General features: G+C 63.4%; 20 protein-coding genes. 11 read left to right on the top strand and 9 right to left on the bottom strand.

Going from position 1 to position 25,059, the window contains the following annotated elements; all coding sequences use genetic code 11:
- Positions 1-9: 9 nt before the first annotated feature.
- Together SB822_RS11010 and SB822_RS11005 are read right to left on the bottom strand one after the other, a co-directional pair.
- Positions 10-957 carry a LysR family transcriptional regulator gene (locus SB822_RS11010; RefSeq protein WP_007734233.1) on the bottom strand — a complete coding sequence of 316 codons (948 nt, stop codon included), beginning with the start codon at positions 955-957 and terminating at the stop codon, positions 10-12.
- Between the two features lie 169 nt (positions 958-1,126).
- The gene (locus tag SB822_RS11005; RefSeq protein ID WP_410854659.1) at positions 1,127-1,552 is read right to left on the bottom strand and encodes a VOC family protein; all 426 of its coding nucleotides are present in this window, start codon (positions 1,550-1,552) and stop codon (positions 1,127-1,129) included.
- A 314-nt stretch (positions 1,553-1,866) separates the two neighbouring features.
- Here SB822_RS11005 and SB822_RS11000 point away from each other — a divergent pair, with 314 nt between their 5' ends.
- Positions 1,867-2,778 carry a PilZ domain-containing protein gene (locus SB822_RS11000; RefSeq protein ID WP_410854658.1) on the top strand — a complete coding sequence of 304 codons (912 nt, stop codon included), beginning with the start codon at positions 1,867-1,869 and terminating at the stop codon, positions 2,776-2,778.
- A 188-nt stretch (positions 2,779-2,966) separates the two neighbouring features.
- Here the strand turns inward: SB822_RS11000 and SB822_RS10995 are convergent, their stop codons facing one another.
- Positions 2,967-3,221, bottom strand: a complete 255-nt coding sequence (locus SB822_RS10995; RefSeq protein ID WP_007579036.1) for an H-NS family nucleoid-associated regulatory protein — start codon at positions 3,219-3,221, stop codon at positions 2,967-2,969.
- 327 nt (positions 3,222-3,548) lie between these two features.
- Here SB822_RS10995 and SB822_RS10990 point away from each other — a divergent pair, with 327 nt between their 5' ends.
- The 7 genes from SB822_RS10990 to SB822_RS10960 all read left to right on the top strand — a co-directional run bounded on the left by SB822_RS10990 (position 3,549) and on the right by SB822_RS10960 (position 11,604).
- Positions 3,549-3,929: a response regulator transcription factor gene (locus tag SB822_RS10990; protein WP_410854657.1), complete on the top strand. Its 381-nt coding sequence runs from the start codon at positions 3,549-3,551 to the stop codon at positions 3,927-3,929.
- Between the two features lie 274 nt (positions 3,930-4,203).
- Positions 4,204-6,405, top strand: coding sequence for a PAS domain S-box protein (locus SB822_RS10985; RefSeq protein WP_410854656.1), 2,202 nt, complete (start codon positions 4,204-4,206; stop codon positions 6,403-6,405).
- Complete coding sequence (locus tag SB822_RS10980; RefSeq protein WP_007750123.1) at positions 6,395-7,069, top strand: response regulator transcription factor; 675 nt, start codon at positions 6,395-6,397, stop codon at positions 7,067-7,069. The genes SB822_RS10985 and SB822_RS10980 overlap by 11 nt, the downstream gene beginning before the upstream one ends.
- A 1,002-nt stretch (positions 7,070-8,071) precedes the next feature.
- Positions 8,072-9,031, top strand: coding sequence for a helix-turn-helix domain-containing protein (locus SB822_RS10975; protein WP_114223470.1), 960 nt, complete (start codon positions 8,072-8,074; stop codon positions 9,029-9,031).
- Positions 9,032-9,101: 70 nt separating this feature from the next.
- Positions 9,102-9,488, top strand: a complete 387-nt coding sequence (locus SB822_RS10970) for a DUF3331 domain-containing protein (RefSeq protein WP_007579026.1) — start codon at positions 9,102-9,104, stop codon at positions 9,486-9,488.
- A gap of 152 nt (positions 9,489-9,640) precedes the next feature.
- A complete protein-coding gene (locus SB822_RS10965) occupies positions 9,641-10,606 on the top strand; it encodes a LysR family transcriptional regulator (protein WP_410854655.1) in 966 nt (321 codons plus the stop codon).
- A gap of 125 nt (positions 10,607-10,731) precedes the next feature.
- A complete protein-coding gene (locus tag SB822_RS10960; RefSeq protein WP_079502667.1) occupies positions 10,732-11,604 on the top strand; it encodes an alpha/beta fold hydrolase in 873 nt (290 codons plus the stop codon).
- Positions 11,605-11,626: 22 nt separating this feature from the next.
- Here SB822_RS10960 and SB822_RS10955 read toward each other — a convergent pair whose 3' ends face one another.
- The 6 genes from SB822_RS10955 to SB822_RS10930 form a co-directional block, all read right to left on the bottom strand.
- A complete protein-coding gene (locus SB822_RS10955) occupies positions 11,627-12,133 on the bottom strand; it encodes a Dps family protein (protein WP_079494618.1) in 507 nt (168 codons plus the stop codon).
- Positions 12,134-12,201: 68 nt separating this feature from the next.
- Positions 12,202-13,191 carry a cytochrome d ubiquinol oxidase subunit II gene (locus tag SB822_RS10950; protein WP_079493934.1) on the bottom strand — a complete coding sequence of 330 codons (990 nt, stop codon included), beginning with the start codon at positions 13,189-13,191 and terminating at the stop codon, positions 12,202-12,204.
- A gap of 30 nt (positions 13,192-13,221) precedes the next feature.
- Positions 13,222-14,631, bottom strand: coding sequence for a cytochrome ubiquinol oxidase subunit I (locus SB822_RS10945; protein WP_410854654.1), 1,410 nt, complete (start codon positions 14,629-14,631; stop codon positions 13,222-13,224).
- Entirely contained in the window at positions 14,624-16,981 is a 2,358-nt protein-coding gene (locus tag SB822_RS10940; RefSeq protein WP_410854653.1) for an FdhF/YdeP family oxidoreductase, read from the bottom strand. The genes SB822_RS10945 and SB822_RS10940 overlap by 8 nt, the downstream gene beginning before the upstream one ends.
- Positions 16,982-17,258: 277 nt before the next feature.
- The gene (locus SB822_RS10935; RefSeq protein WP_100215964.1) at positions 17,259-17,609 is read right to left on the bottom strand and encodes a hypothetical protein; all 351 of its coding nucleotides are present in this window, start codon (positions 17,607-17,609) and stop codon (positions 17,259-17,261) included.
- The gene (locus SB822_RS10930; protein ID WP_079502670.1) at positions 17,606-18,580 is read right to left on the bottom strand and encodes a LysR family transcriptional regulator; all 975 of its coding nucleotides are present in this window, start codon (positions 18,578-18,580) and stop codon (positions 17,606-17,608) included. Before SB822_RS10930 ends, SB822_RS10935 begins: the two co-directional genes overlap by 4 nt.
- Before the next feature lie 586 nt (positions 18,581-19,166).
- Between SB822_RS10930 and SB822_RS10925 the strand changes: the two genes are divergently transcribed.
- From SB822_RS10925 to SB822_RS10915, 3 genes are all read left to right on the top strand, one after another.
- Positions 19,167-19,808, top strand: coding sequence for an HD domain-containing protein (locus SB822_RS10925; protein ID WP_410854652.1), 642 nt, complete (start codon positions 19,167-19,169; stop codon positions 19,806-19,808).
- A gap of 43 nt (positions 19,809-19,851) precedes the next feature.
- Positions 19,852-21,597, top strand: a complete 1,746-nt coding sequence (locus SB822_RS10920) for an FAD-dependent oxidoreductase (RefSeq protein WP_410854651.1) — start codon at positions 19,852-19,854, stop codon at positions 21,595-21,597.
- Positions 21,598-22,082: 485 nt separating this feature from the next.
- Entirely contained in the window at positions 22,083-25,052 is a 2,970-nt protein-coding gene (locus SB822_RS10915; RefSeq protein WP_410854650.1) for an ATP-binding protein, read from the top strand.
- Positions 25,053-25,059 lie beyond the last annotated feature (7 nt).

The following is a 25,059-nucleotide window of genomic DNA, read 5'->3' as shown; positions in this document are numbered from 1 at the left end:
GTCAGTAGCTTAAGCAGCCTGCGGTTGGGCTTCCAGCAAGGGCGCCCGCCGCCGTGCGCTGTTGAGACGAAAGAACTCGGTGCAAAAGTCGACAAACGTTCTGAAGCGCGCGGGCAGCAATTCCCGATGCGAATAGAACAGGCAAATTTCGACTTCGCTATCCGAGATCGAGCAGCCGGGCAACACGGGCACCAGCTTGCCCATCGCCACATCTTCCCGCGCCATCGCTTCCGGTAACTCCGCAATGCCAGCGCCCGCCAGCGCGGCCGCGCGTAACAGCACGTCGTTGCCGTCCATCGACGACATCGGAATCACCTGCACAGGCGCGCCGTTTTCGATCACCTGCACGTAGTTCGTGCTTCGCTGGCGCGATTGGGACGGCAACAGCAGAAAGTGCTCGGTGAGGTCCGCCGCGCAATGCGGCGTTCCGCGTTGCGCAAGATAATCGGCGGATGCGACCAGCGAGCGCGACGACTTGAACAAAGTTCTGCGAATGACAGCCGACTGCTCGACCTGATGCGGCGGAAGCATCGCCATGTCGAACTGTCCGTCATAGAGATTGACGGCGCCTTCGTCGACGGAAACGACGAGGTTCACGTTCGGCGCGACGGCGCGGTAACTGGACAGGAACTGCGAGAACGTTTCGCTCACCAGCATCGGATGAATCACCAGACGCAGCTTGCCGCTGTCGACTTCGCGCTCGCGCATGATGCGGCGATTCGCTTCGTCGAGTTCTTCGAGCAGGCGGCAGCAACTGAGGTAATAGGATTGCGCTTCTTCCGTCAGCGTGACGGAGCGCGTCGTGCGATGGAGCACGCGCGTCTGGATGGAAGCTTCCAGCTTCGCAATCGCCTTCGAAATGGAGCCAGTCGTCACGCCCAGCGAGGTCGCCGCCTTGCTGAAACTCTGATGCTGCGCCGCCGAGACGAACGCCCTCAACATGTAAAGCTGGTCCATGCTCAACCTCTGCTCTGTTGCTGCCCAACTGCACTGGCATCACTCTAGCAACAGATCACGAGGAGAACGCGCGGTTTGTTTTGATAGGGGTATCACCCGCGGTGATAGCTCATCACCGTGGCCTTTTCTGCCCGTCATGGATCAGGGGTTGGCGAGCGCGATGCGCTGCTTAGCCAGCCGCCTTCAGGCGCGAATCGAAGTCGAACTCGAGCCGGATGCCGCCGGGTTCATAGATCATCGTGTGACGCTTCGGTCCAGCGCCGAGGTTCTCCGGCGCGAACTCGACCTTGACGCCGGGCCACTGCGAGACGCGCGCGAAAATCTCGTTGAGCGCCTCTTCGCTGCCGACACGCAACGCAAGATGATGCAGGCCGACGTTGGTCTTGCGGTCGAACGCCACGAGCCCTGCCTGATTGGTGACTTGCCACAGCGTCAGCATCACGTGTCCGTCCGACACGAACGCGGCGGGGTAGTCCGGCTTTTCGCCGACCTGCTTCCAGTGCAGGCATTCGACGAAGAAATCGCGCGTCAGGTTCAGATCGCGCACGGCGAGACCAACGTGATCGATGCCGGAGGTGAGTGCCTGGGTAGTCATGTCGAATTGTCCTGTGCAATAGGCGGGCGGGTTGTCCCGTGATAGCACGCGAAACGCAGTAACGCAAACGCCGGTAATGGCGGCCATTATAGGGACGCGCCGCCGCGAAGATTCTTGAGCCGCTGGAAACCAACCTTTGCGGGTCCGGCGTTGCGCGCGACGGCGTTTTGCATGCGTCTGTCCAAACAATCGAGTCAGACAAACGTTTGCCAGGTTGGTCCGGGCGGCCACGTCGTGCATACTTGCTGCCTGCACGCGCTGCGCGCACTGCACGAATGCGATGCGGTAAAAAATTCGAGAGGAGAAAACGAGTCATGCCGTTGGTGCCGCTGTCGCAACGGGAAGTCACGATCGGCGTTCCACTGCCGTTTTCCGTCTACACGGCGGACGGCAGGCTGCTGATGGCGCGCGGGCACATCGTTCACAGCGCGATGCAATGCGAGCGGCTCTTCGCGCAAGGGCCGTTCAGGCATCCGTTCACCGGCGAGCGCCGCGACGACGCGACACCTGAGGACGCGGACACCACCCCCGCGTCCGCCGGGCGCGCGCGGCGCGGCCATGAAGACCAGACGCTCGTGGGTCCATTTCCCGTGTCGGGCTGTATCCCCGAAGACTTCGTGATCACGCTGGCAAACGGCCCGGCCATTTCCTCGCGCACCCGCTTCGTCGGCGCGCTCGACGACGTCAGCCTGCTGCTCGCGGGCGCGGGCGTCGATCCCGCGTTCGCGGCGGGCGAGGCTGTCGAAGGGCAGTTCATCGCGGGGCGTTATCGCCATGCGTTCGAGTCGGAAGTCATCGGCCGCCATACGACGCCGTTCGACGTGCTCTATCTGCGTTACCCCACGGAAGTCCGCTCACGTGCGCTGCGGCGGCATGTGCGCGTCGGCATTGACGTGACGGCGCGCCTCTCGCAAAACGACCGGCCCATGGCGGGGACGGAAGTCCGCGCAGTCGATCTGAGCGCCGCGGGCGTCGGCCTGCTGGTGAACGCGAACTCGAATTCGCTCGCGCCTGGCGAGCACTTCAAGCTCTCGCTGCCGCTCGCGCGTGCCGGCCGCGTGCGCACGGCGCCGTTGAACTGCATCGCGCGCAACCGCCGCACGAAGGACGGGGAAACCCTGGTGGGCGCCGAGTTCGGCAATACGTCGGGCGACGTGCGCGCGCTGGTCAAGGAGTATGTGCTGGACGTGCTGACGGGGGCTGTGCCGCCCGAGCGCCACGCATAGCGCGCCAGCCGCCGCGCGTCTGGATCGGCGCGAAAAAAAGCCGACGTCGTCGTCGGCTGAATCGGTTCCCGTGGTTACGAGGGGGTACACAGGAACCGTCGTCATGATACGGACGGCAAGATGAAGAGACGCTTAAGGACCTGCGAGATGTCGCATTCGCGTCGTTCGCGTCATGCTGGCCATTCGCGTCACTCGCACAGAAAGTGATCGACGCTTTGCCCCGCCGCCACTGCGCGGCGCAGCCATTCCGGGTGCTCGCCGTCGCCCGTCCACGTATTGCCCCACGCATCGCGGTAGCGGATCCGTTTCGCTTCGTCGATATCCTGCTGCAGCGCATGTTGCAGCGCTTCCAATGTGATATTGCACTCCTGCATGCGGCGTGTGAGCCAGACAATCAGGCGCTCGCGCGCTTCGCCTTCGAGATGTTCAATGACGGCGGACACGTTGTTTTTCCTCGTTTGCAAAAAGACGGTTATCCCGTCGCGATGGGTTGAGCCGGGCGTTTGCCCGCGACGTCGACAATGTAGGGAGGCCGGGCGCAAGCGGGTTTCCGCAAGGCACGCGCGGGTTCCGAAACGCACGGCAGCAGGCTGGAATCCGCCGTAAGGCAGGCCGGCCGGGCTTGACGGGCGGGGCCCGAGGCCGCGCGGAGGGTCAGAACTATACCTACATATGATTCTCGCGGCGGGGCGATTCCCATAAGATGGAATCATCTTGAACGGCATTACGCAGAACCGTGCCGTCGTAACCCAACGGCCGAGGAAAGTCGCTTGCACAACCATCCGATCGCTTCAGTCATCGACGACGACGAATCCGTCCGCACCGCGATGTCTAGCCTTGTTCGTTCGCTGGATTGGGACGTCCGGCTGTACGCATCGGCCGAGGCGTTCCTTGCATCCGACGTAGACCAGGTCGCGTGCATCATCTCCGATGTGCAAATGCCCGGCATGAGCGGTCTCGACATGTATCGTCATCTGCTGGACATGGGCGTGACGCAGCCCATCATTTTCATCTCCGCTTTCGCTTCCGACGCGGTGCGCCGCCAGGCACTCGACCTGGGCGCGATGTGCGTGCTGACCAAACCTGTCGACGGCGCCGAAGTGTCACGCTGCCTCGCGCGGCTGGAACCCGACGGCTCGCAGGGCGAATGAGGCCGGCGCGGGTTGCCGCGCCGCGGCCCTATGACGCGGGTTATTGAGCTATTCGGATAGAATCCTTACCGGATCGAAATGGGCCGGCTTGCTGGATGTCCGACTGTCGAGCGACGCGTGTGGCGGCGCGAATCAGGGTTGCGCCGCCCGCTGACAAATGCGGCAGAGAAGCGCCGCTAATAAATGCCGCAGACAAGCGCTCGCGAGGAACGCCTATGCCGAAGATGTGCCGTCCATTCCACTCCACAGCAATACCGCGCGTTCACGGGGCGTCATGATGTTCCGTCAGGGCGCAGGTATGACGTCGGCTCGCGACGCGCGCGTTCTCTTTTCTCTTGCGGGCATCGTCGGCGTGATCGTGTTCGTGATCGACGCGCTGACGCCGCTCGACATCGCCATTGCCGTGCTTTATGTGGTCGTCGTGCTGCTCGTCGCGTCGACGGGCTTGCGGCATGCCACGATCGCAACGGCATGCGCGTGCGCGGCGCTGACGGTGATAGCCTTCCTGATGTCGCACGACGAGAACTATTCGGGCGGCTCGATTGCGCGCGGCATCGTGAGCCTGCTTGCCATCGGCACGACTTCGTTTCTCGCGTTGCGCAACCAGGCGAACACGGTGCGGCTGCAGGAGCAGATCCAGTTACTGAACCTCACGCACGACGCGATCGTCGCCTACGACATGAACGACCGCATCACGTTCTGGAATCAGGGCGCCGAGGAACTGTACGGCTGGACGACCGAGCAGGCAATCGGCCAGCGCATCCACGAACTGACGCGCACCAGTTCATCGATTCCCATCGACGAACTGCGCGACGAGGTCGTGCGCAAGGGCCGCTGGGAAGGCGAACTGGAGCGCGTGCGCAGCGACGGCAGCACCGTCATCGTGTCGAGCCGCTTCGCGCTGTGGCGCGACGACAAAGGCAAGCCGCGCGCGATACTGGCGACCAACAACGACATCACGATGCGCAAGCGCATGGAAGCCGAGTTGCAGCGGCAACAGGAAGACCTGCGCGCGACCATCGACGCGATTCCCGGCATGGTCTGGAGTTCGTCGCGCGATGGCGAACTGAGCTACATCAACCGCCGCTGGAACGAGCTTGGCATCACGCTGACGGGCGGCAGCGGCGACGTCTGGACGTCGATTGTGCATCCCGATGACTGGCCGGCGATGCACGCGGCGTGGCGCGGCGCGATTGCCACGGGCAAGCCGTTCGAGAACGTCGCACGCATCCGCCAGAGCAATGGCTCGTACCGGTGGATGCATATCGGCGCGGACCCGCTGCGCGATCAGAACGGCCAGATTCTGCGCTGGTATGGCGTCAATACCGACATCGAGGAGCGCAAGCAGGCCGAGCAGGCGCTGGAGCGCAGCGAGGCGTTCCTGTCCGACGCGCAGCGCCTGAGCCGCACGGGCAGCATCGCGACGCGCCTGCCCGAGGGCGCGATGTGGTGGTCCGACGAGGTCTACCGGATCTTCGAGTATTCGCCTGACTACACGCCGGGCATCGAGCTGGTTCTCGCGCGCACGCATCCCGACGATCTCGCGCTGGTGCGCGAAGCGTACGAATCGGCGTTGTCGGGCGCGCCGTACATCGACAACGAACACCGGCTGCAGATGCCCGACGGGCGGATCAAGTACGTACACTACGTCGCGCATCTGGCCGTGCCGCAGTCGGCCAGCATCGAATACGTGGGTGCGCTGATGGACGTGACGGAGCGCCAGCTCGCGCAGGACGCGCTCGACCGCTCGACGGCGGAACTCGCGCATGTCACGCGCGTGACGATGCTTGGCGAACTCGCTGCGTCGATCGCGCATGAAGTCACGCAGCCGCTCGCCGCGATCGTCACTGCGGGCGACGCCGCGACGCGCTGGCTAAACCGCGCGAAGCCCGATCTCGGCGAAGTCGGCCAGTCGATCAGCCAGATGGTGCGCGACGCGAAGCGCGCCAGCGACGTGATCCGCCAGATACGCTCGATGGCGCAGAAGCGCGATCCGAGCCAGGCGGTGCTCGATCTGAACGGTATCGTGAGAGAATCAATCGAGCTTGTGCGACGTGAGCTGGACGCCGCGCGGGTCGAGCTGGAAGCCTGCTATGCGGAGCCTCCGCCGCTCGTATGCGGTGACCGCGTGCAGCTTCAGCAGGTGGTCATCAATCTCGTGATGAATGGCGTGCAGGCGATGGCGGGCATGACGGGACGGGCGCGGCGCATGCGCATCGCAACGAGCCTCGTGGACGGGCATTATGGGCAGGTCGCCATCGAAGATTCGGGAACGGGCATCAGCGAGGAGAACGTGGGGCGGCTCTTCAACGCGTTCTTCACGACCAAGACGGACGGCATGGGCATGGGGCTGTCGATCTGCCGGTCCATCGTCGAGGCGCACGGCGGGCGTATCTGGGCCGAGTCTGAAGAAGGACAGGGCGCAACGATGCAATTCGTATTGCCGATCGATAAAGGAACGTGCGATGAGCAGTGATGAAATGAACGACCCGAATCAGTCGATCGTTTATGTCGTCGACGACGACGATTCGATGCGCGCGGCCGTCACGATGCTGCTGCGGTCGGTGGGTTTGCGGGTTGAGGCGTTTGGGTCTGCGCAGGAGTTTTTGTCGTTGGACAAGCCTGATATTCCCAGTTGCCTGATTCTCGATGTGCGGCTGAAGGGGCAGAGCGGGCTCGCTGTGCAGGAGCAGATCGCTGCTGGCAATGTGCATGTGCCGATTATCTTTATGACCGCGCATGGCGATATTGCGATGTCTGTGAAGGCGATGAAGGCTGGCGCGATGGATTTTCTGGCGAAGCCGTTTCGGGATCAGGACATGCTGGATGCGGTTGCGACTGCACTCGCTAAAGACGAGGAGCGGAGAAAGTCCGAACGTTCGGTTTCTGATTTGCGGAAAAGGTATGAGTCGCTGACGCCGCGAGAGCGTGAGGTGATGGCTTTTGTTGCCAGTGGGCTTATGAATAAGCAGATTGCTGCTGAGATGAACCTCAGTGAGATTACCGTCAAGATTCATCGCGGGCAGGCTATGAAGAAGATGGAGTCCCGGTCGCTGGCTGATTTTGTTCTTAAGGCGGAAGCGTTGGGGGTTAAGTCGTTGGAGGTGGGGGCGTCGACGCGGACGCAGCGCGGGTCTTGAGGTTTTTGTTTGTCTTCGACGTTGGTTTGGGTTTGCTTGTGTTTTTTGCTGACATTCGCGTTATGGTGGTTTGCCCGTGGTTTCGCTGGCATCCGCGCTACGATGTCTGCCATTCAAGCGTCGCCCCTGTGCGGGGCGGCACCTACTTTTCTTTGCCGCCGCAAAGAAAAGTAGGCAAAAGAAAGCGGCTAACACCGCCAGTTCTTGTATTTGCCTGAGGGCCCCAAAGGGTCTTCCGCTTCACACGGCAACCACGTGACCCATGTTCGTTGCCAACGCTCTTGCGGTGCGCCTCACCCGCTTCACGCACCCGCGTCTCAACATGCCCCATCAAATTTCCGACGTTCTATAGCGGCAAACTGTGTGTAGGCCGTAGCGCCACACACGCCTCACTTCGGACCGATAGCACGCGCTCCACCCTGTAAGAGCGCCAAGCCATACGTCGCGACAACCTACACACAGTTTGCCACCTGGGCGGCACAAACCATTCGCTGCCGCTAGCCCTTGTGCGGGTGCTTGAAGTGGGTGAGGCGTTCATTCGGAGCGTTGGCAACGCGCGCTAACAAAGACGTTGCCGTGTGAAGCGGAAGACCCTTTGGGGGCCCTCAGGCAAGAACTAGAGTTGGCGGTGTTAGCCGCTTTCTTTTGCCTACTTTTCTTTGCGGCGGCAAAGAAAAGTAGGTGCCGCCCCGCACAGGGGCAACGCGTGAAGCACGAAGGCAAAGCGCGGATGCCAGCGAACCCACAGGCAATCCACCACAACGCGGCTGCAAGCGAAGAAAACCCAAAACCCCCACCCAGCCGCGCCGCCCAAAACAACAAATCCCGCGCCTCGCGCGCCCCAACCGGTATTAAACCTTCATATAGGTTGACGCAACCATTCGACTGCACCGGCAACCCTATGTACGGCTAGTCGCGCCAGGCCCATCCGTTTAACTTTGATTCCATCGCGGCAGCGTTATTTGCGCCGCAATCAAATCACTGAAAACGGAAGAACCTGCCATGACCACCACACTGATCGACCTGCCCGCTCCGCTTGCCGATGTCGTGTCGCGCCGCCAGGCATCCCCCATCGTCGCCGAACAGCAATGGCGCCACATGAACGCGTCCGCGTACGACGCCGCGACGCAGCGCGATAACGTAATCGTCATGCGCTGGACCCACGGCGGCGACGCGCCGCTCGAAGTGTCCAACGAAGGCAGTGTCGCCGATCACTGTATCGGCCTGAATCTGAAGTGCGCGGCGCTCACCTTCGATCACGCCGGACGCAGGCTCGTACACGGCCGTCTGACGGCAGGTGCCGTTCAGGTCACCGCGCCCGGCGTGCCGACCCGAGCCGTGTTCTCGTCGTCCGCCGACGTGCTCCACCTGTTCGTGTCGCAGCAGGTGCTCGCCGAGTGCTATCAGGACCTGTTCCAGCACTCGCGCGACGCCGACATCGTGCTCGACGATCCCGACCTGATCCGCGACCCCGTGCTCGAGCGTCTGGGCCAGGCGCTGGCCGTCTCGCAGAGCAACGACGCCGCGCTCGGCAAGATGTTCACCGACAGCGTCAGCCTCGCGATCGTGTCGCATATCGTCGGGCGTCATTTCGCCGGCGCGACCCGCCGTTCGCGCGAAGCCGCGCCGCTGCCGCAGTGGCGCATGAACCGCGTGATCGAGTTCGTCGAAGCCCATCTTGCCGAACCCATTGGGCTTGCCGACATCGCGGCGAGTGCCGGCCTCACACGCATGCATTTCGCCGCGCAATTCCGCCGCGCAACGGGCGTGCGCCCGCATGAATATCTGCTGCGCCGGCGAGTCGAGCATGCGCAGCATCTGCTCGTGACATCGAAGCACAACGTGATGGATGTCGCGCTGAGCTGCGGATTCCGCTCCCAGGCCCACTTCACGACCGTGTTCAAGAAGTTTGTCGGCGAAACGCCGCATCGCTGGAAAGAGAAGACCAGCGACGCACGCTAAAGCGCCGTCCCGTACTTCAGACAGTCCACAAGCCTCGCCCGAACCGATCGCTTTCCACAGGAGTTTCGACATGCTGGCAAACGCAAACGTGATGGACCCATGGACCCAGACCATCGGTCTGCTAGGGACGACTTCGCGCCTGATGGCCGTCGCGGACGCCGCAGCGCAGCCGCGTCACAAGACGCGCAGCACGGATGAGCCCGTGGGCGCGCAGGTGACGCTGATCGATCGCCCGACGCCGTCGACAGCCACCATCGCGTGGCGCGATTCGACACGCGGCTGCTTCGGCGATCAGGTCTGGCGCATGGCGCGCGCCCGCATGCCGGGCTTCTGCGCGATGAGCGGCCAGGCCATCCGCCCCGGCGACGCCGTGTACAAGCCGAATCCGCGGCCCACGCCCGTCAATGGCGATGCGATGATCCTGGCGTCCGTCCTGCGCGACGCGGACACCCTCTGAACGGCGCGCATCGTGCCATGCTGGCGGCACGCGATGTCCCCTGCAATGCGAATGACGCGGCGCATATGGCATAGTCCCCGCCTTGGGGCGCGATGCGGCCGGGAACGGGCGTGTCGTGCGAGACGGGATAGTCACTTTGCCTGGGTCAGCGAATGGCAGATATCGTCGGCAGCATGCGCGTGTTCGCCCGGGTGGTCGAGACGGGTTCGTTCACAGCGGTCGCGAAAGAGAACGACGTAACGGCTGCGCAGATTTCGCGCGCGGTCACGGCGCTCGAAGAGCAGTTGCAGACGGCGCTGCTGCATCGCACGACACGCCACCTGTCGCTGACGGAAGCGGGCACCCGCTTCTACGAACGCGCGAAGGCGATCCTCGCGGACCTCGATGCGGCAACGGACGAGGCGCGCAACGCGAGCGTGTCGCCGGCGGGCAAGGTGCGGCTGCATTGCGCGCCGGGTCTCGCGCAAAGCACGGTGGCGGCGGCGCTGGTCAGCTACCAGCGCGCGTACCCCCATGTATCCGTCGAGCTGAAGATCGAGCAGAGCATGCCGAATCTGGTCGAGGACGGCTACGACGTGTCGCTGATCTCGGCGACGCAGCTTCCCGATTCCGCCTATGTCGCGCAGTCGCTCGGTTCAGCGTGGTCGTTGATGGTCGCTTCGCCCGGCTACGTGAAGCAGCACGGCATGCCGCTCACACCCGACGACCTCGCCGCGCATACGCTGCTCAAACTCGAAACACCCGTTTCGCCGCCCGACGAATGGCACCTCGAAAGCGCGCATGACACTCAGGTCATTACGCTCGCGCATGCGCCGCTCCAGGTCAATGCGCCCGACGTGATGCGCGCAATGTTGCTGGACGGCGCGGGTATCGGCACGCTCGCGACGTATTCGGTTGTCGAGGATCTCGTCACCGGCAATCTGGTACGCGTGTTGCCGCAGTACAGGCTCAAGCCGTTCACGGTGTACGCGGTGTATCCTTCGCGGCGTTATCTGGAGGCGAAAGTCCGCACCTTGCTCGATCATTTGCGTTCGACGTTGACGCCCGCGCTGGAAGACGCCCGCGCACGTATCGACGCACTGAGCCGCGCGGTCGAGCCGGCCGCGAAACGGGCCTGAATCAATACGATTACCCGCAGCGCTATCAAGTATCTTTATCCCCGCGCCTGGCTTAATCACAGGCGGCCTGCTCAATAGACTGATTCTCAACCGGCATCGACCGGATCACCATTGGAGAATCAGTCATGACGAACACGATCGACCTCACGCATCATACGGTCACTGCAAACGGCATTCGCCAGCACTATGTCGAAGCAGGCGAAGGCGCGCCCGTCGTGCTGCTGCACGGTTTTCCCGAAACGAATCACGCCTGGCGGCATCAGATTCCCGCGCTCGCGCAGCACTATCGCGTGATCGCGCCGGACCTGCGCGGCTACGGCGAAACCGACAAGCCCGCGAGCGGCTACGACAAGCGGACCATGGCGAACGACCTGCGCGCGTTGTTGAGCGAACTGTCGATCGAACGTGTGGCGCTCGTCGGGCACGATCGCGGCGCGCGCGTGGCGACGCGCTTTGCGAAGGATCATCCCGAAGCGGTGGACCGTCTCGTCGTGATGGACAACGTGCCGACGCGCATCGTCGCGCAAGCGATCGATGCGAAGATCGCGCGCGCGTACTGGTTCTTTCTGTTCCATCAGGTGCCCGACCTGCCGGAGACGCTGATTGCAGGCAAGGAGCGCGCGTGGCTGCGGCATTTCTTCTCGGACTGGTGCTATGACCCGAACGCGATTTCGGGCGAGGCATTCGAAACCTATGTGCGCGCGTACGAGGCGCCCGGCGCGGTGCGCGGCGCGATGGCGGACTATCGCGCGAACGCCGTCGACGTTGCGCAGGACAAGGAAGATGCCGACGTGCTGATCGAAGCGCCGACGCTCGCGCTGTGGGGTGAGGCGTTCTATGCGGTGGGGCAGATGTTCGACATGGAGAACGTCTGGAAGGGCATGGCGCGTGATGTCGTGACGCACGCGATTCCGCGCGCGGGGCATCTGCCGCATGAAGAGCAGCCGGAGATCGTCAACCGGATTCTGGTCGACTTTCTCGAAGGCTGGAAAGGTTGATGCTCGCGCGCCCGGCGATTGATTAACGCATCGCTTCGAGGAGAACCCACGCGCGCCGCTGCGCGTCGGCGATCCAGTTCTCCAGCAGGCTGGCCGTCGCGATGTCGTGATGCTTTTCGCAGGCCGCGTGCGCACTCAGCATGAAGGCCGCGAGCCGCAGGTTGTCCGCGCGGAGCTCGGCGAGCATCTGTTGCGGCGGCGCGGCGGGTACATCGTTTTCGGCGAGTCGTTGCAGGCGCGCGATATCGCTAATCGAATGCAGCGTCGTGCCGCCGATCATGCGCACGCGCTCGGCAATCGCATCGGTGATTTCGAAGATGCGCTCGCCTTGTTCATCGAGCAGCAGATGACAGTCGCGGAACTGCGGACCGAACATGCGCCAATGAAAGTTCTTCGTCTTGAGATACAGCGCGAACACATCGGCGAGCAACGGGTTCAGGTGCGACGAAATATCCTCGACAGCATGTTCGCTGAAAGGCCTGAACTGCGCGGCGGGTATTGCGTCGACGAAGGCGTAGGAATGGGACATGACGGTGTTCCAGGAATGTGAGGCCGACGCGGCCTGAAGCGTGGCCGCATCGTCGAACATAGAAAGCGTCACTCGCCCGCGTGCGCTTCGCCAATGACCTTGCCGCGGAAGATGTAGTACTGGTACAGGTTGTAGCCGATCATCACGGGGAAGATCAGTCCGATACCGGCCAGCATGAACGCGAGCGTGTGCGAATCGGAAGCCGCCTGCACGATGCCCAGCTTGCCGGGCACGAAGTCCGGGAACAGGCTGACGGCAAGGCCGACGAACGACACAATGAACAGCGTCACCGCGCCGCGAAACGGCCCGCGCGACGCGCCCATGTACAGCGACGCCACGATGAACGCGAAGGCGAGCGCCGCCGCGAGGCCGAGCGCGATCAGCACATGCATGACGCCCGGCTGCGTCCAGCGCTCGAGGCCGACATCGCTGAAGAACCATGTCGCGATGGTCAGCAGCAGCGCGGCTGCGACCGTCAGCATCGCGCTCAGCAGCGCGAGACGCCGAGACCATTGCTCGATCATGCCTACCGTCTTCTTCACCAGATACGTCGCGCCCAGCAGCGTATAGCCCGCGACCACGCCGATCGCCGCCACGACGATGAACCCCTGGCTCATCTCGCCCGGCACGAGACCCGTGATGATCTTGCCGAGCACGACGCCTTGCGCGAGCGCGGCGACGAGACTGCCGATGCCGAACACCTTGTCCCACAGCGGACCATGGTCGACGCTGTGGCGGAACTCGATCGCCGCGCCGCGCATGATGAGCCCGGCGATCAGCCCCATGATGGGCAGATAGAGATCCTGCATCAGTTGCGCGTACGCAATCGGAAACGCGCCGAACAGTCCGCCGCCGAGCACGACGAGCCAGGTTTCGTTCGCGTCCCAGACGTGGCCGATCGACTCGACCATCACGTCGCGATCTTCACGCCGCGTGCGCAGCAGGCTGAGAATGCCGACGCCGAGATCGAAGCCGTCGGTCACGACGTAGAAGACCAGCATCAGGCCGAGCAGGCCGAACCACACGTAGGCCAGCAACGAATGTGTAGAGCTATCCATGAAGCAACCTCTTGAGCGGAGTACGCGGCATCAATAGCCGGAAATGGATTTCGTCGTCGCGGTGCGCGCAGCGTCCGCTGTGACGATCGCAGGCGGCACGCTGGTCAGATCGGGGCCCGTGCGCAGCCAGCGGCGCGCGAGGACGAAGAACGTGACGAGCAGCACGACATAGAACGCGAAGAACATCACCATGCTCAGCGAGATCGACGAGGGCGCGACTGTGGATGCCGCCTGACTCGTGCGCAGCAGCCCATACACCACCCACGGTTGACGTCCCACTTCACGCACGATCCAGCCCGCTTCGACGGCGACGTAAGGCAGCGGAATGCACAACACCCACGCGAGCAGCAGCTTGCGGCGCGCGAGCAGCGCATCGAGGCTGCCGCGCGCCTTGCGCAGCGCGTAGACGGTCCAGAACGACAGCAGCATGAAGCAGAAGCCGATGCCCGCCATCACGCGGAACGCGTAGTAGAGCAGGGGGAGCATCGGCGGCTGGTCTTCGGGTTTGAAGTCGGTGAGGCCCTTCACCTGGCCGTGCAGCGAGTGCGTGCCGAGCACGCTCAGCATGCCGGGAACTTCCAGCGACCAGTCGTTGCGCTGCGCCGTTTTGTCGGGCCACGCGAGCAGCGACCACGACGCGCCCGTGCCGGGCGCATTGGTGTGCCAGTGGCCTTCGATGGCCGCGCCCTTCGCGGGCTGCGTTTCGAACACGCTCACGCCGCTGGAATCGCCGAGCCAGACCTGCAGCGGCGCAGCGATCACCAGCACGGCGAGCGCGATCTTGAACGAGCGCGCAAAGAAGTCGGGGTGGCGCCTGCGGAACAGGTTGTACGCGGAGATGCCCGCGATCACGAACATGCCCGTTTCGATTGCCGCGACCCACATGTGCGACACGCCCCACACCATGTCGGGATTGAAGATCGCGGCCAGATAGTTGGTCACCTCGATCTTGCCGTCGACCACGGCATAACCCGCCGGCGTCTGCATCCACGAGTTGGCGACCATGATCCAGAACGCCGAGATGCTGGAGCCGAGCGCGACCATGCCCGTCGCAAACAGGTGCACGCCACGCGGCACGCGGCCCCAGCCGAGCAGCATCACGCCGACGAAACCCGCTTCAAGCATGAACGCCATCGCGCCTTCGAAACCGAGAATGTTGCCGATGAACTGGCCGGCATACTGCGAGAAACCTGCCCAGTTGGTGCCGAACTGAAACTCCATCGGAATGCCGCTGACCACGCCGACCGCGAAGTTCAGCACCAGCAGCTTGCTCCAGAAGCGCGCCTGACGGTACAACATCACGTCGCCTGTCTTGATCCACAGCGCTTCGACGAGGAAAAGAAACGCGGACAGGCTGATGGTCAGGATCGGCCACAAAATATGGAAGATGGCCGTCATCGCAAACTGCGCGCGCGACAGGTTGGCAACATGATCAAGCATGGCTGGCCTCCTCGGCTTGCGGCGCAGCTTGCACGACGATGGCGCGCGTTGCGGAGTCGGGGCCGACGGCGGCGGCACGCACGATCTTCACGGGCACCGACTTGTACGAGGGCGTGCGGCTTTGCGGATCGAACGCGTAGAGCGGCACGAGCGGATTTACCTCCGGGTAGTACGCGCCGCAGCATCCGTCGGGCAGCGAATACTCGACCACCTTGAAGCTGCGGACAACGCGTTCGATCCCATCCGTCGAGAGCGCGACGATATTGACGCGCTCGCCCGGATGCAGCCCGCGCTTTTGCAGCTCGTGCTGATTCATGAACACGACGTCGCGCTGGCCGAACACGCCGCGATAGCGGTCCGAGTGCGAATAGAGCGTGGTGTTGTACTGGTCGTGGCTGCGCATGGTGGTGAGCCACAGCGCGTCGGGATCGTCGTGCCACGGGTTCTCGTCGAGCCCTTTGAAGACGAGGAAATTGGCGCGGCCCGTCGGCGTATCCCACACGCGTTCGCGCGCGCTCGACGTGAGATGGAAGCCGCCCGGCACGCGGATGCGCTCGTTGTACGCCTGGAAAATCGGGAACACGATTTCGATCGCATCGCGAATATGGTCGTAGTTCGCGACCATCTGCTCCCAGGGCACACGCGACTTCTCGCCGAGCGTCGCGCGCGCAATGCCCGCGACGATGGCCGGCTCGCTCATTAGATGCGGCGACGCGGGCTCGTTGCGGCCGGCGGACGCGTGCACCATCGACATCGAATCTTCGACGGTGATCGACTGCGGGCCTCCCGCCTGAATGTCGATTTCGGTGCGGCCGAGGCACGGCAGAATCAGCGCTTCCTTGCCGTGCACGAGATGGCTGCGATTGAGCTTGGTCGCGATGTGCACGGTCAGGTCGAGCTTGCGAATCGCTTCCTGCATGCGTACCCAGTCGGGAATCGCCGCCGCGAAATTGCCGCCCAACCCGATGAACACTTTTGCATCGCCGCGCATCATCGATTCGAGCGTTGCGATCACGTCGTTGCCGTGGTTGGTCGGCGGGCGAAAACCGAAGGCGCGCTCGATGCCTTCAATCAAGCCCTTGTTCGGTTTCTCGGTGATGCCGACCGTGCGGTTGCCTTGCACGTTCGAATGTCCGCGCACCGGGCAAATGCCCGCGCCCTCGCGGCCGACGTTGCCACGCAGCAGCGCAAGATTTGCTATCTGCTGGACGTTCTCCGTGCCGCGATGATGCTGCGTAATGCCCATGCCGTACACGAGAATCGCATTCTCGGCCTGCATGTAGATGTTCGCCGCGTTCTCGATATCGGCGCGCGACAGACCCGAATGCCGTTCGACCGCATCCCACGATGTCGCGCGCAGATCGTCGAGCAGCGCATCGATGCCGTGCGTGTGGCCCTGGATGAATTCGATGTCGAGGATGCGCGGTTTATCGGCGGCAAGCGCGGCGTCGTCGGCTTCGACGATGGCCTTCATCATCCCCTTGAGCACGGCGACGTCGCCGCCTACCTTGACCTGATACAGGAACGTGCTGATCGGCGTGTAGCCTAGTGTCGCCATTTCGACGGGATTTTGCGGCGACGCGAAGCGCTCCAGCGCGCGCTCGCGGAACGGATTGAACGACACGATCTTCGCGCCGCGACGCGACGCCGAATGCAGGTCGCTCATCATCCGCGGGCTGTTGGTGCCGGGGTTCTGCCCGAAGATGAAGATCGCATCGGCGTGTTCGAAGTCTTCGAGCAGCACCGTGCCTTTGCCCACGCCGATCGATTGCGGCAAGCCGACGCTCGTCGCTTCGTGGCACATGTTCGAGCAGTCGGGAAAGTTGTTGCTACCGAACTCGCGGACGAACAACTGGTAGAGAAACGCCGCTTCGTTCGACGCCCGGCCCGACGTATAGAAATCGGCCTGATCGGGATGGTCGAGCGCGTTCAGATGGCGACCCACGAGCGCGAAGGCATCTTCCCAGCTGATGGGCGCATAGCGGTCCGTGATGGCGTCATAGACCATCGGATGCGTGAGGCGGCCGACCATTTCGAGGTCGTAGTCGTCCCATGCGGTGAGCTCGGAAACGCTGTGCGCGGCGAAGAACTCCGGCGTGCAGCGGTTCACGGTCGCTTCCCACGCGACGGCCTTCGCGCCGTTCTCGCAGAATTCGAACGACGACGTGTGCTTCGGGTCGGGCCATGCGCAACCCGGACAGTCGAAGCCTTGCGGCTGGTTCATGTGCAGCAGCGTCTTTGCGCCGGACACGGGGATGCCTTGAAGCGTCAGCGCTTCGCCCGTTGCCTTGAGCGCGCCCCAACCGCCTGCGGGGTCGCTGTAAATGCGGATCACCTTTTTTTTGCCCATTTCCGTTTCCTGTCCAGTCGAACCAGTGTCATTGAGCGAATGATCGGGTCACGGAAACAAAGCGTCTTGTCTGTTTGCCCGCTGGTTTTATTTCCACACGGAGTTGCCTGACCGGTTGCGAGGTGATTAAGCCCGCGAGCGATTCGTTTGGTGCCTTGTTTTAGCGGTCAGCCAATGAAGAAGCGAACAGCGTCGTTCATCACGAATGAAAAAAAAAGCGGGCGATTTGTCTGACACAAATCGCCCGCTTTTTTAAGCGCGAAAATGAACTGTGAGGTTACGTCCAGTATTTGTAATCGGTCACGCTGCGCTGGTATCCATACATGCCACGATGCGCATGCCGGTCGCGCAGCGGCTCGCCGAAACTGTCGAGCTTTTGCATCGCAGGCCGCGCTCGCGCGGGCACATGTTCCTTCCACGGCGATGAAACATCCGTAGCCGACACGGGCGTTGGCTTGCCGGCTTCGGCGGCCAGACGCTCGAGCGGCAATTGCGCATTCGCGCCGACCACGAGAATCGCCTGCATTATGCCCGGCGCCTGATACGCACAGGTCGCAGCCAAGGCAACGCTACATGCGGCAACCGCATAGCTGGGTCGGAAAAAAGGAAAGGCGATGGTGCGCATCATGCATTCTCCATTACGCGCGCTACACGGCTGAAGGTTTGATGTTGGTGCTCGTTTAAAAGGCGGGCGTCGAGCGCCTCTCTCAGATGCGACGTCATGAAGTCGATGAAGGTCTTGATCTTCGCGTCGATATGATGCCGGCTTGAATAAACGGCGAAAACGCTCGTATTTTGAAGGCGCGATTCGGGGAATAACTGAAGCAGCCTTCCATTACGAATGTCGTCTATCACGCAGTGCACCGGCAATGCCGCGACGCCCGCGCCCGCCAGCGTCGCAATGCGGATCGCCTCGGTGTCGTTGATCGCGAACTGGCCGGCGCCTTCCTGACCCGTCGATTGTCCCGCCGGCTTCACCAGGCTGAGCTTCACGGGATGGCCGTTCGGCTCGACACGGAACGGCATCGGCGTCAGCGCGTGCTCGTCGAGATCGCTCGCCGTTTCGATCCGATGCGTCTGAAGAAAGGCAGGGGAGGCGACCAGCACGCGCTCGCTGTGACCGATCAGCTTGCAGACGTTGCGCGAGTCGGGCAGCGTCGGCGCGGCGACGATCGACACATCCACTTCGTCTTCGAGCAGATTCGCCATGCGCGGCAGAAACTTCAATTGCACCGCGACGGTCGGAAAGCGCTTGCGATACTCGAGAATGGAGTGCGTCAGTTGCGCGAGGCCCAGATCCGTCACGCAGTGAATCCGCAGCGTGCCGCGCGCGCTGGTATGCGCATCGCCCGCTTCGGCTTCGGCGTCTTCCAGATCGGCGAGGATCTTCTTGCACTTCTGGTAGTAGCGCTCGCCCGGTTCCGTCAGCGAAACCTTGCGCGTCGTACGTTGCAGGAGTCGCGCGTGCAGATGGTCTTCGAGCGACGACACGGCGCGCGACACACTGCCCGTGCTGCAGTTCATGTGGTCTGCCACCGCGCTGAAGCTGCCCGACTCGACGACGCGCGAGAAAATACGCATGCTCAAGATCTTGTCCATGGAACCGTTCACCTCGTGCTGTCTAATCCGTTTTGTCTTGTGCGGAATACGACTTTTTGCCGCTTGAGACAAAGATAGACCGAGGCGACGGAATGAACCATCGTACGTTGGGACGTCTGCTTAATCCAAGTAGTCAGGGCCTCATACGTTGGTATAGGGCGGCGGGCATGATTCGATGCGGATACCTGATCCGTTGCGCGCAGCTTGATGAATCCGTCCACGCTGCAATCCCGCATTGCGCTGGACGCAACCAAAAGCGAGCGGCGGCAGGCGTATGCTTCGTGCGCCTCGCAACGAGTCGTTTTCAGGAAATTTAAAGGGCGAAACCGCGCGCGACGCATCCGCCTACACGGCCAGCAGCAATGTGTTTAGTAGAAACGCGAGGTGTTTCGCGGCACGCGCCGCGCAATGCTGTGAGCATGGCAGGCGCTAAAAAACAGGGGAATCCGGCATTGAAGCACGCAAATTTCATCGCGTGTATTCAGGTTTTTTAATGCATCGACAAAGTATTCTTCACTCCGCATTGCTACGCTGCAAGGTGCATTGGAGCACATGGCCGGGCGTTATCCGGCGCGGAGGAGTCAACATGAACAAGAACGTTGCTGGCGTCGACATTCCCGACGGCGTGCTGGCTCGCGCGGCTTTCGAGCATGTTCGCAGTATCGAGCCCGAGCTGTTGTTGCATCACGCGCTGCGCGTGTTTCTGTTCGCTGCGTTGATAGGCTGCAAGGACGCGCTCGCATTCGATATGGAACTGCTGTACGTCAGCGCGCTTTTTCACAACGTCGGGCTGAACGAGCGGTATAGCCATTCGCCGAACCGCTTCGAGATCGACAGCGCAAACGCGGCGCGCGAGTTTCTGCGCAGTCATCGCGCCGACGAATCCGAGGCGGCGCAAGTGTGGACCGCGATCGCGCTGCATACCACGCCGGGCATTCCCGAACACATGTCGCCGCTCGTCGCGCTGCTCAGCGCCGGCGTGCACATGGATGTGCGCGGCGCGCGCTATCACGAGTTCATGGCGCAGCAGCGCGATGACATCGTGCAGGCGTTTCCGCGCGAACGCGGCTTCAAGACGAAACTGATCGAGGCGTACGCGTGCGGCATGGAGCATCGGCCCGAAACGACGTTCGGCACGGTCAACGCGGACGTGCTCGACAGATGGGACCCGGACTACCGGCGCCTGAATTTTTGCGGGCTGGTGCTGGGATCGGAGTGGCCCCACTAGCGGCCGCTCGCGTCAACACATTCAGTCAAGGCAAAGCAAAGTAATGAATACCCCGGCGATCAACCCTCCAGATCTTCTGTCCACCCAGCCCGATGCGGGCGCGCCGGATCTGGCGATGCCGTATTCGTCGCTGGAGTTCCGGCAGCATCAGATGTTTCCCCGCTTGTCCCCTGCGCAGATCGCGAGCCTGCGTCGCTTCGCGCAGCCGATGTCGTTCAAGGCGTGCGAGCTGATCTTCGAAACCGGGCGCATCGCACTGGGGCTGTTCGTGCTGTTGCACGGGCGTGTGCGAATCTGTTCGCGCGACAGCTTCGGCCGCTCGACGCTCGTGACCGAGCACGACGACGGCCATTTCATGGCCGAGATGGCGCAGCTGTCAGGCAAGCCCGCGTTGATCGACGGCATCGCGCTGACCGATTGCGAAACGCTCGTGGTGTCGCCCGACAAGCTGCGCGCGTTGATCGTCGCCGACGCGCAACTTGGCGAGCACATCATGCGCGCGCTGATTCTGCGCCGGTTGGGGCTGATCGAGCAGGGGCTCGGGCCGATCATCGTCGGCAATGGCGACGATGCGCGCCTCGTCCGGTTGCAGGGCTTCCTGCGCCGCAACGCGTATCCCGCGATGGTGATCGACGCGCGTCACGACGCCGAGGCCGTCACGCTGCTCGCGGGCATCACGACAGGCCCCGACGATTTCCCGCTGGTGTTCTGCCCGAACGGCTCCGTGCTGCGCGCACCCGATGAAGCGCAGCTCGCGTCGTGCCTCGGCCTCGTGCCGACTTTCGAGCGCTCGCATGTGTATGACGTCGCGATCGTCGGCGCGGGTCCGGCGGGACTGGCCGCCGCCGTGTATGCGGCCACGGAAGGTTTGTCCGTTGCCGTGTTCGACCAGCGCGCGCCAGGCGGGCAGGCGGGCGCGAGTTCGCGGATCGAGAACTACCTCGGCTTTCCGACGGGCATCTCGGGCCAGGCGCTCGCCGCGCGCGCGTTCCAGCAGGCGTTGAAGTTCGGCGCGCATCTGGCGATTCCGGGCAAGGTCACGTGCGTCGACAGCGAAGACGGCATTCACGGGCTGACGCTGCTCGACGGTCAGCGCGTCAATGCGCGCACGGTTGTCGTCGCGAGCGGCGCGGCGTATCGCAAGCCGGGCGTCGCGGGCTTCGATCGGTTCGAAGGGAACGGCATCTACTACTGGGCGTCTCCCATCGAGGCCAAGCTGGTCAAGGGGCAGGACATCGTGCTGATCGGCGGCGGCAATTCCGCGGGCCAGGCCACCGTGTTTCTCGCCAACTTCGCGCGCAGCATTCGCGTGCTGATTCGCGGCGCGGACCTGAATGCGAGCATGTCGAAGTATCTGATCGACCGCATCGGCTCGTTGCCGAACGTCTCGGTGTGCACGCGCTGTACGCTGCAAACGCTCGAAGGCGACGAGGCGGGCTTGACGCACGTCCATGTGCGGCGCGAAGAAGAAGGCGACGAGACGATTGAAACGCGTCACCTGTTCCTTTTCATCGGCGCCGATCCGAAGACCGACTGGCTCATGTCGAGCGGCGTCGAACTGGATAGCCACGGTTTCGTCGTGACGGGCTTCGCGCGGCGCTCGCACACGCAAGCCGGTACTGGCATTCACTATCCGCTCGAAACCAGCTTGCCCGGCATGTTCGCGGTCGGCGACGTGCGCTCCGAATCGACCAAGCGCGTGGCGTCCGCCGTGGGCGATGGCGCGGCCGTCGTCAGCCAGATTCATGCTTATCTCGCGCATTGCCACGCGGCTGCACAGAACGTTTAACAACAATTAGCGGCCGCGATTCGACAGACTCGCTATGCTTCGACGCATGTCGCAGCGAGTGAGTGAACATCAATGATCCGTCTTCGTGCGTTGCGCGCGGCGCGATCTCGTCGCGGCTGCGCACATCGCGTTTCCCGGTCTTGCGCGTGTCCGCGAGGATCGGGCGACGTACCAACGGGTGCTCGCCAACGACGACGCCGCGCCAAAGCGACGAGGTCTATGCATCGCCAACACGCCTTCGCTTTGATGAGGGCTCCATGCCGGACCCTCGCAATGAATGCCCTTGCAACGACTTCAAATTTTTTGAACAGATCGTTCGGATTTTTCCACCCATGCATCAGCCGTGCCGTTCTAGACTGCCAAGCACATCATTCGGTATGCAGCATGCTACGCATTGTGTCTTGCTCTATCCGCGATTCCTTTCGACTACGACTCAGCGGCGCGTGCCGTGAAGCGTTGCGTGCGCATGCCTGCGCGCTCCGCTCATGACCCGGGTCGGACCGCTCGACATCGACCTCGCGCGCCGTGAAGCACGCGTCGACGGCATGACCGTGCGCATCGGGAGTCGTGCGTTCGACATACTCGAACTGCTGATCGAGGCGCAGGGCGGCCTGGTGTCGAAGGAAACGATTCTGGAACGCGTGTGGCCAGACTCGGTAGTTGGCGACAACAACCTTCAGGTGCACATGTCCGCGCTGCGCAAGCTGCTCGGCGACAGCCGCGACCTCATCAAGACGATTGCGGGGCGCGGCTATCGGCTCATAGGTTCTGCTTCCTCTGTGCAGCACGAAGATGAAGGCGCGCCTTTGCACGACGCGCATCACATGCTCGCGCAAAGCGCCGTGCCGAACAATCTGCCTGCGTGCGGCTCCGTGCTCATCGGCCGCGACGAAGCGACTGCGCACGTTAGTACCGTTCTGCGCAGCGCGCGTCACGTGACGCTGGTCGGCTCGGGCGGCATCGGCAAGACGCGCGTCGCGATCGAGGTCGCGCGCCGCCTGCTGGAGCACGCGCCGGGCGGCGTCTATTTCGTGTCCTTGAGTTCGGCGTCCGACATGAGCAGCGTGCTGGCGATGATGGCATCCGTGCTCGGCGTGCCGCCCGAAAGCGGATGTTCGACGCGCGAGCGCATCGTTGAGGTGATCGGCGGGCGGCGCATGCTGATCGTGCTCGACGGCTGCGAGCATGTGATCGACGTGGCCGCGCAGCTTGCGAACCATCTGCTGAACGCATGTCCGCGCTTGCGCATGCTGTCGACGAGCCGCGAGCCGTTGCGCATTCCGTCTGAATCGTTGTACTGGGTGCCCGCGCTCGACGTCCCCGAGCCGAACGACGATACACCGCGCGTGCGCCGCTGCAGCGCCGTGAGCCTGTTCCTGATGCGCGCCCGTGCGATCGACGCCCGCTTCGCCGCCGACGACGCGAGCCTGCATGTGACGGGCATGGTGTGCCGGCGGCTCGACGGCATTCCGCTGGCAATCGAGCTTGCTGCGGCCCGCGCCGCGCTGCTCGGTATCGACACGCTGGCCGCGCATCTCGACGACCGCTTCGGCATGTTGACGGGCGGCACGCGCACCGCGTTGCCGCGCCACCAGACGCTGAAGGCGACGCTCGACTGGAGCCACGCGCTGCTCGACGAAGCCGAACGCAAGACCTTGCGCCGTGTCGGCATTTTCGCGGACCGCTTTCCGCTCGAAGCCGCGATTGCGATCGCGAACGATCATGAAACGCGCGAACTCGATGTGGTGGCGGCGATGGCGGCGCTGGTCGAAAAGTCGCTGGTGGTCGCGAGCACCGGGCCGGGCACCGCGTCGTTCCGGCTGCTCGAAACGACACGCATGTACGCGCGGCAGAAGCTCGACGACAACGGCGAGCGCCGCGCTGTCGCGTTGAATCACGCGCGTTATTTGTCCACGGTGATCGACGGCAACGCGCGCGCAGCAGGTCAATGCGCTGGCGAACGCTGGCGCAGCGGGATTCCCGCGCTGCTCGACGAGGTTCGTGCGGCGCTCGGCTGGGTACTGTCCGAAGACGGCGACGAAGCATTGCGCGAAACGCTGCCCGTCAATGCCGTCTTTCTGTTCTACGAGCTGTCGCTGATCGACGAGTGCTGCACGTGGGCGCGGCGCGCGCTTGCTGCCATTCCGCCGGCGGACAAATCCGCGCATGCGTCGCCACGCCCGCGCGCGCGGCTGCGGCTTCTCGCGGCGCTGGGTGCGGCACTCGTGCTGGTTCACGGCCCCAACGCGGAAACGCATGCGATCTGGAAAGAAGTGCTCGCGTCGGCGATCACATCGGGCGATGAAGCGTTCGAGGCGCGCGCGTTGTGCGGCTTGTGGAATGCGTGTCAAACGTCGGGCTCGGTGCACGATGCGCTCGAATACGCGCGGCGTCACGCGGCCTTCGTCGCCGATGCAGCCGATCTGAGAAGCGCCATTCTGGGTTATCGGCTGATGGGCGTCGCTGCGCACTACGCGGGCGATCAGCGTTGCGCGCGTCTTTCGTTCGAGCAACTGCTCGAAGTCGGCGGCGGTCTGAACGCACGCGCACCGGCTGGACATTTCGCGGATCAACTGCTCGTGAGCCGCGCGTCGCTTGCGCGCGTGTTGTGGCTGCAAGGTCTGCGCGACCAGGCGCTCGCACTCGCGGAAGACGCGGTGATCGAAGCGTGCAGCAAGGATCAGGCGATGGTCGTCTGCTACGTGCTGGTCGAATCGCTCGTGCCGCTCGCGCTGTTGTCGGGCAAACGCGACAGCGCGCGGCGCGGCATCGCTGTGTTGCGCGACGTGTCCGCTCGCGCGCGCCTGCACATCTGGCAGGCCAGCGCCCGCGGTTTCGACGCGTGGCTGCGTTCGCTCGACGATGTATCGGCGGAAACACTGGATGACTTTCGCGCGGCGCTGGCGGAACTCGATGCACTGAAATTCGGCGCGCCGTTCGCGATGCTCGCCGCGCAATACGCTGTCGCGCTGATGCGCGCGGGACGTCGCGATGAAGCGAAGCAGGTTCTCGATAGCGCGCTTGCACGTTGCGAACTCGCGGGCGATCACTGGTTCATCGCCGAATTGCGGCGCTTGCGCGGCGAGCTGTCGTTGGTGAACCACGCGGCCAGTGAAAACAACAGTGACGCTGTCCGCGACGCCGAGACATGGTTCATGGCCGCGCTCGAAGAAGCGTCGACGCAAGGCGCGCGCTCCTTGCAATTGCGCGCGGCGACGAGTCTTGCGCGACTCTGGTACGCGCAAGGCCGGGCGACCGAGGCCGCGCAATTGCTTCAATCGGCTTGCACGAATGTATGCGAAGGCCGCGATTTCGACGACTTCGAGGCTGCGGGGCGACTGTTGATGCAGGTGAAAGGGCTGGTGCAGATCGCTGCCGGCACGTCCTGCGAGCGACGGCATGCCGAGGCGGGGAGCAGAGGCTCGGGCGCTACGCGGCTGCGAAAATACGCATAGCGCCCTG

This window comes from Paraburkholderia sp. SIMBA_054 (assembly GCF_046534875.1).
Taxonomy (GTDB): Bacteria; Pseudomonadota; Gammaproteobacteria; order Burkholderiales; family Burkholderiaceae; genus Paraburkholderia; species Paraburkholderia hospita.
The sequence above is the reverse complement of the archived record's forward strand: the minus strand, read 5'-3'. Positions and strand labels throughout refer to the sequence as shown.

What these genes read in the sequence shown, in the direction of transcription:
- SB822_RS10980 (WP_007750123.1), top strand. Translation starts at nt 6,395, where the DNA reads ATGAGCAGTGATGAAATGAACGACCCGAATCAGTCGATCGTTTATGTC.
- SB822_RS10975 (WP_114223470.1), top strand. Translation starts at nt 8,072, where the DNA reads ATGACCACCACACTGATCGACCTGCCCGCTCCGCTTGCCGATGTCGTG.
- SB822_RS10920 (WP_410854651.1), top strand. Translation starts at nt 19,852, where the DNA reads ATGAATACCCCGGCGATCAACCCTCCAGATCTTCTGTCCACCCAGCCC.
- SB822_RS10965 (WP_410854655.1), top strand. Translation starts at nt 9,641, where the DNA reads ATGGCAGATATCGTCGGCAGCATGCGCGTGTTCGCCCGGGTGGTCGAG.
- SB822_RS11010 (WP_007734233.1), bottom strand. Translation starts at nt 957, where the DNA reads ATGGACCAGCTTTACATGTTGAGGGCGTTCGTCTCGGCGGCGCAGCAT.
- SB822_RS10945 (WP_410854654.1), bottom strand. Translation starts at nt 14,631, where the DNA reads ATGCTTGATCATGTTGCCAACCTGTCGCGCGCGCAGTTTGCGATGACG.
- SB822_RS10925 (WP_410854652.1), top strand. Translation starts at nt 19,167, where the DNA reads ATGAACAAGAACGTTGCTGGCGTCGACATTCCCGACGGCGTGCTGGCT.
- SB822_RS10940 (WP_410854653.1), bottom strand. Translation starts at nt 16,981, where the DNA reads ATGGGCAAAAAAAAGGTGATCCGCATTTACAGCGACCCCGCAGGCGGT.
- SB822_RS10955 (WP_079494618.1), bottom strand. Translation starts at nt 12,133, where the DNA reads ATGTCCCATTCCTACGCCTTCGTCGACGCAATACCCGCCGCGCAGTTC.
- SB822_RS11000 (WP_410854658.1), top strand. Translation starts at nt 1,867, where the DNA reads ATGCCGTTGGTGCCGCTGTCGCAACGGGAAGTCACGATCGGCGTTCCA.
- SB822_RS11005 (WP_410854659.1), bottom strand. Translation starts at nt 1,552, where the DNA reads ATGACTACCCAGGCACTCACCTCCGGCATCGATCACGTTGGTCTCGCC.
- SB822_RS10930 (WP_079502670.1), bottom strand. Translation starts at nt 18,580, where the DNA reads ATGGACAAGATCTTGAGCATGCGTATTTTCTCGCGCGTCGTCGAGTCG.
- SB822_RS10985 (WP_410854656.1), top strand. Translation starts at nt 4,204, where the DNA reads ATGATGTTCCGTCAGGGCGCAGGTATGACGTCGGCTCGCGACGCGCGC.
- SB822_RS10960 (WP_079502667.1), top strand. Translation starts at nt 10,732, where the DNA reads ATGACGAACACGATCGACCTCACGCATCATACGGTCACTGCAAACGGC.
- SB822_RS10915 (WP_410854650.1), top strand. Translation starts at nt 22,083, where the DNA reads ATGACCCGGGTCGGACCGCTCGACATCGACCTCGCGCGCCGTGAAGCA.
- SB822_RS10950 (WP_079493934.1), bottom strand. Translation starts at nt 13,191, where the DNA reads ATGGATAGCTCTACACATTCGTTGCTGGCCTACGTGTGGTTCGGCCTG.
- SB822_RS10935 (WP_100215964.1), bottom strand. Translation starts at nt 17,609, where the DNA reads ATGATGCGCACCATCGCCTTTCCTTTTTTCCGACCCAGCTATGCGGTT.
- SB822_RS10970 (WP_007579026.1), top strand. Translation starts at nt 9,102, where the DNA reads ATGCTGGCAAACGCAAACGTGATGGACCCATGGACCCAGACCATCGGT.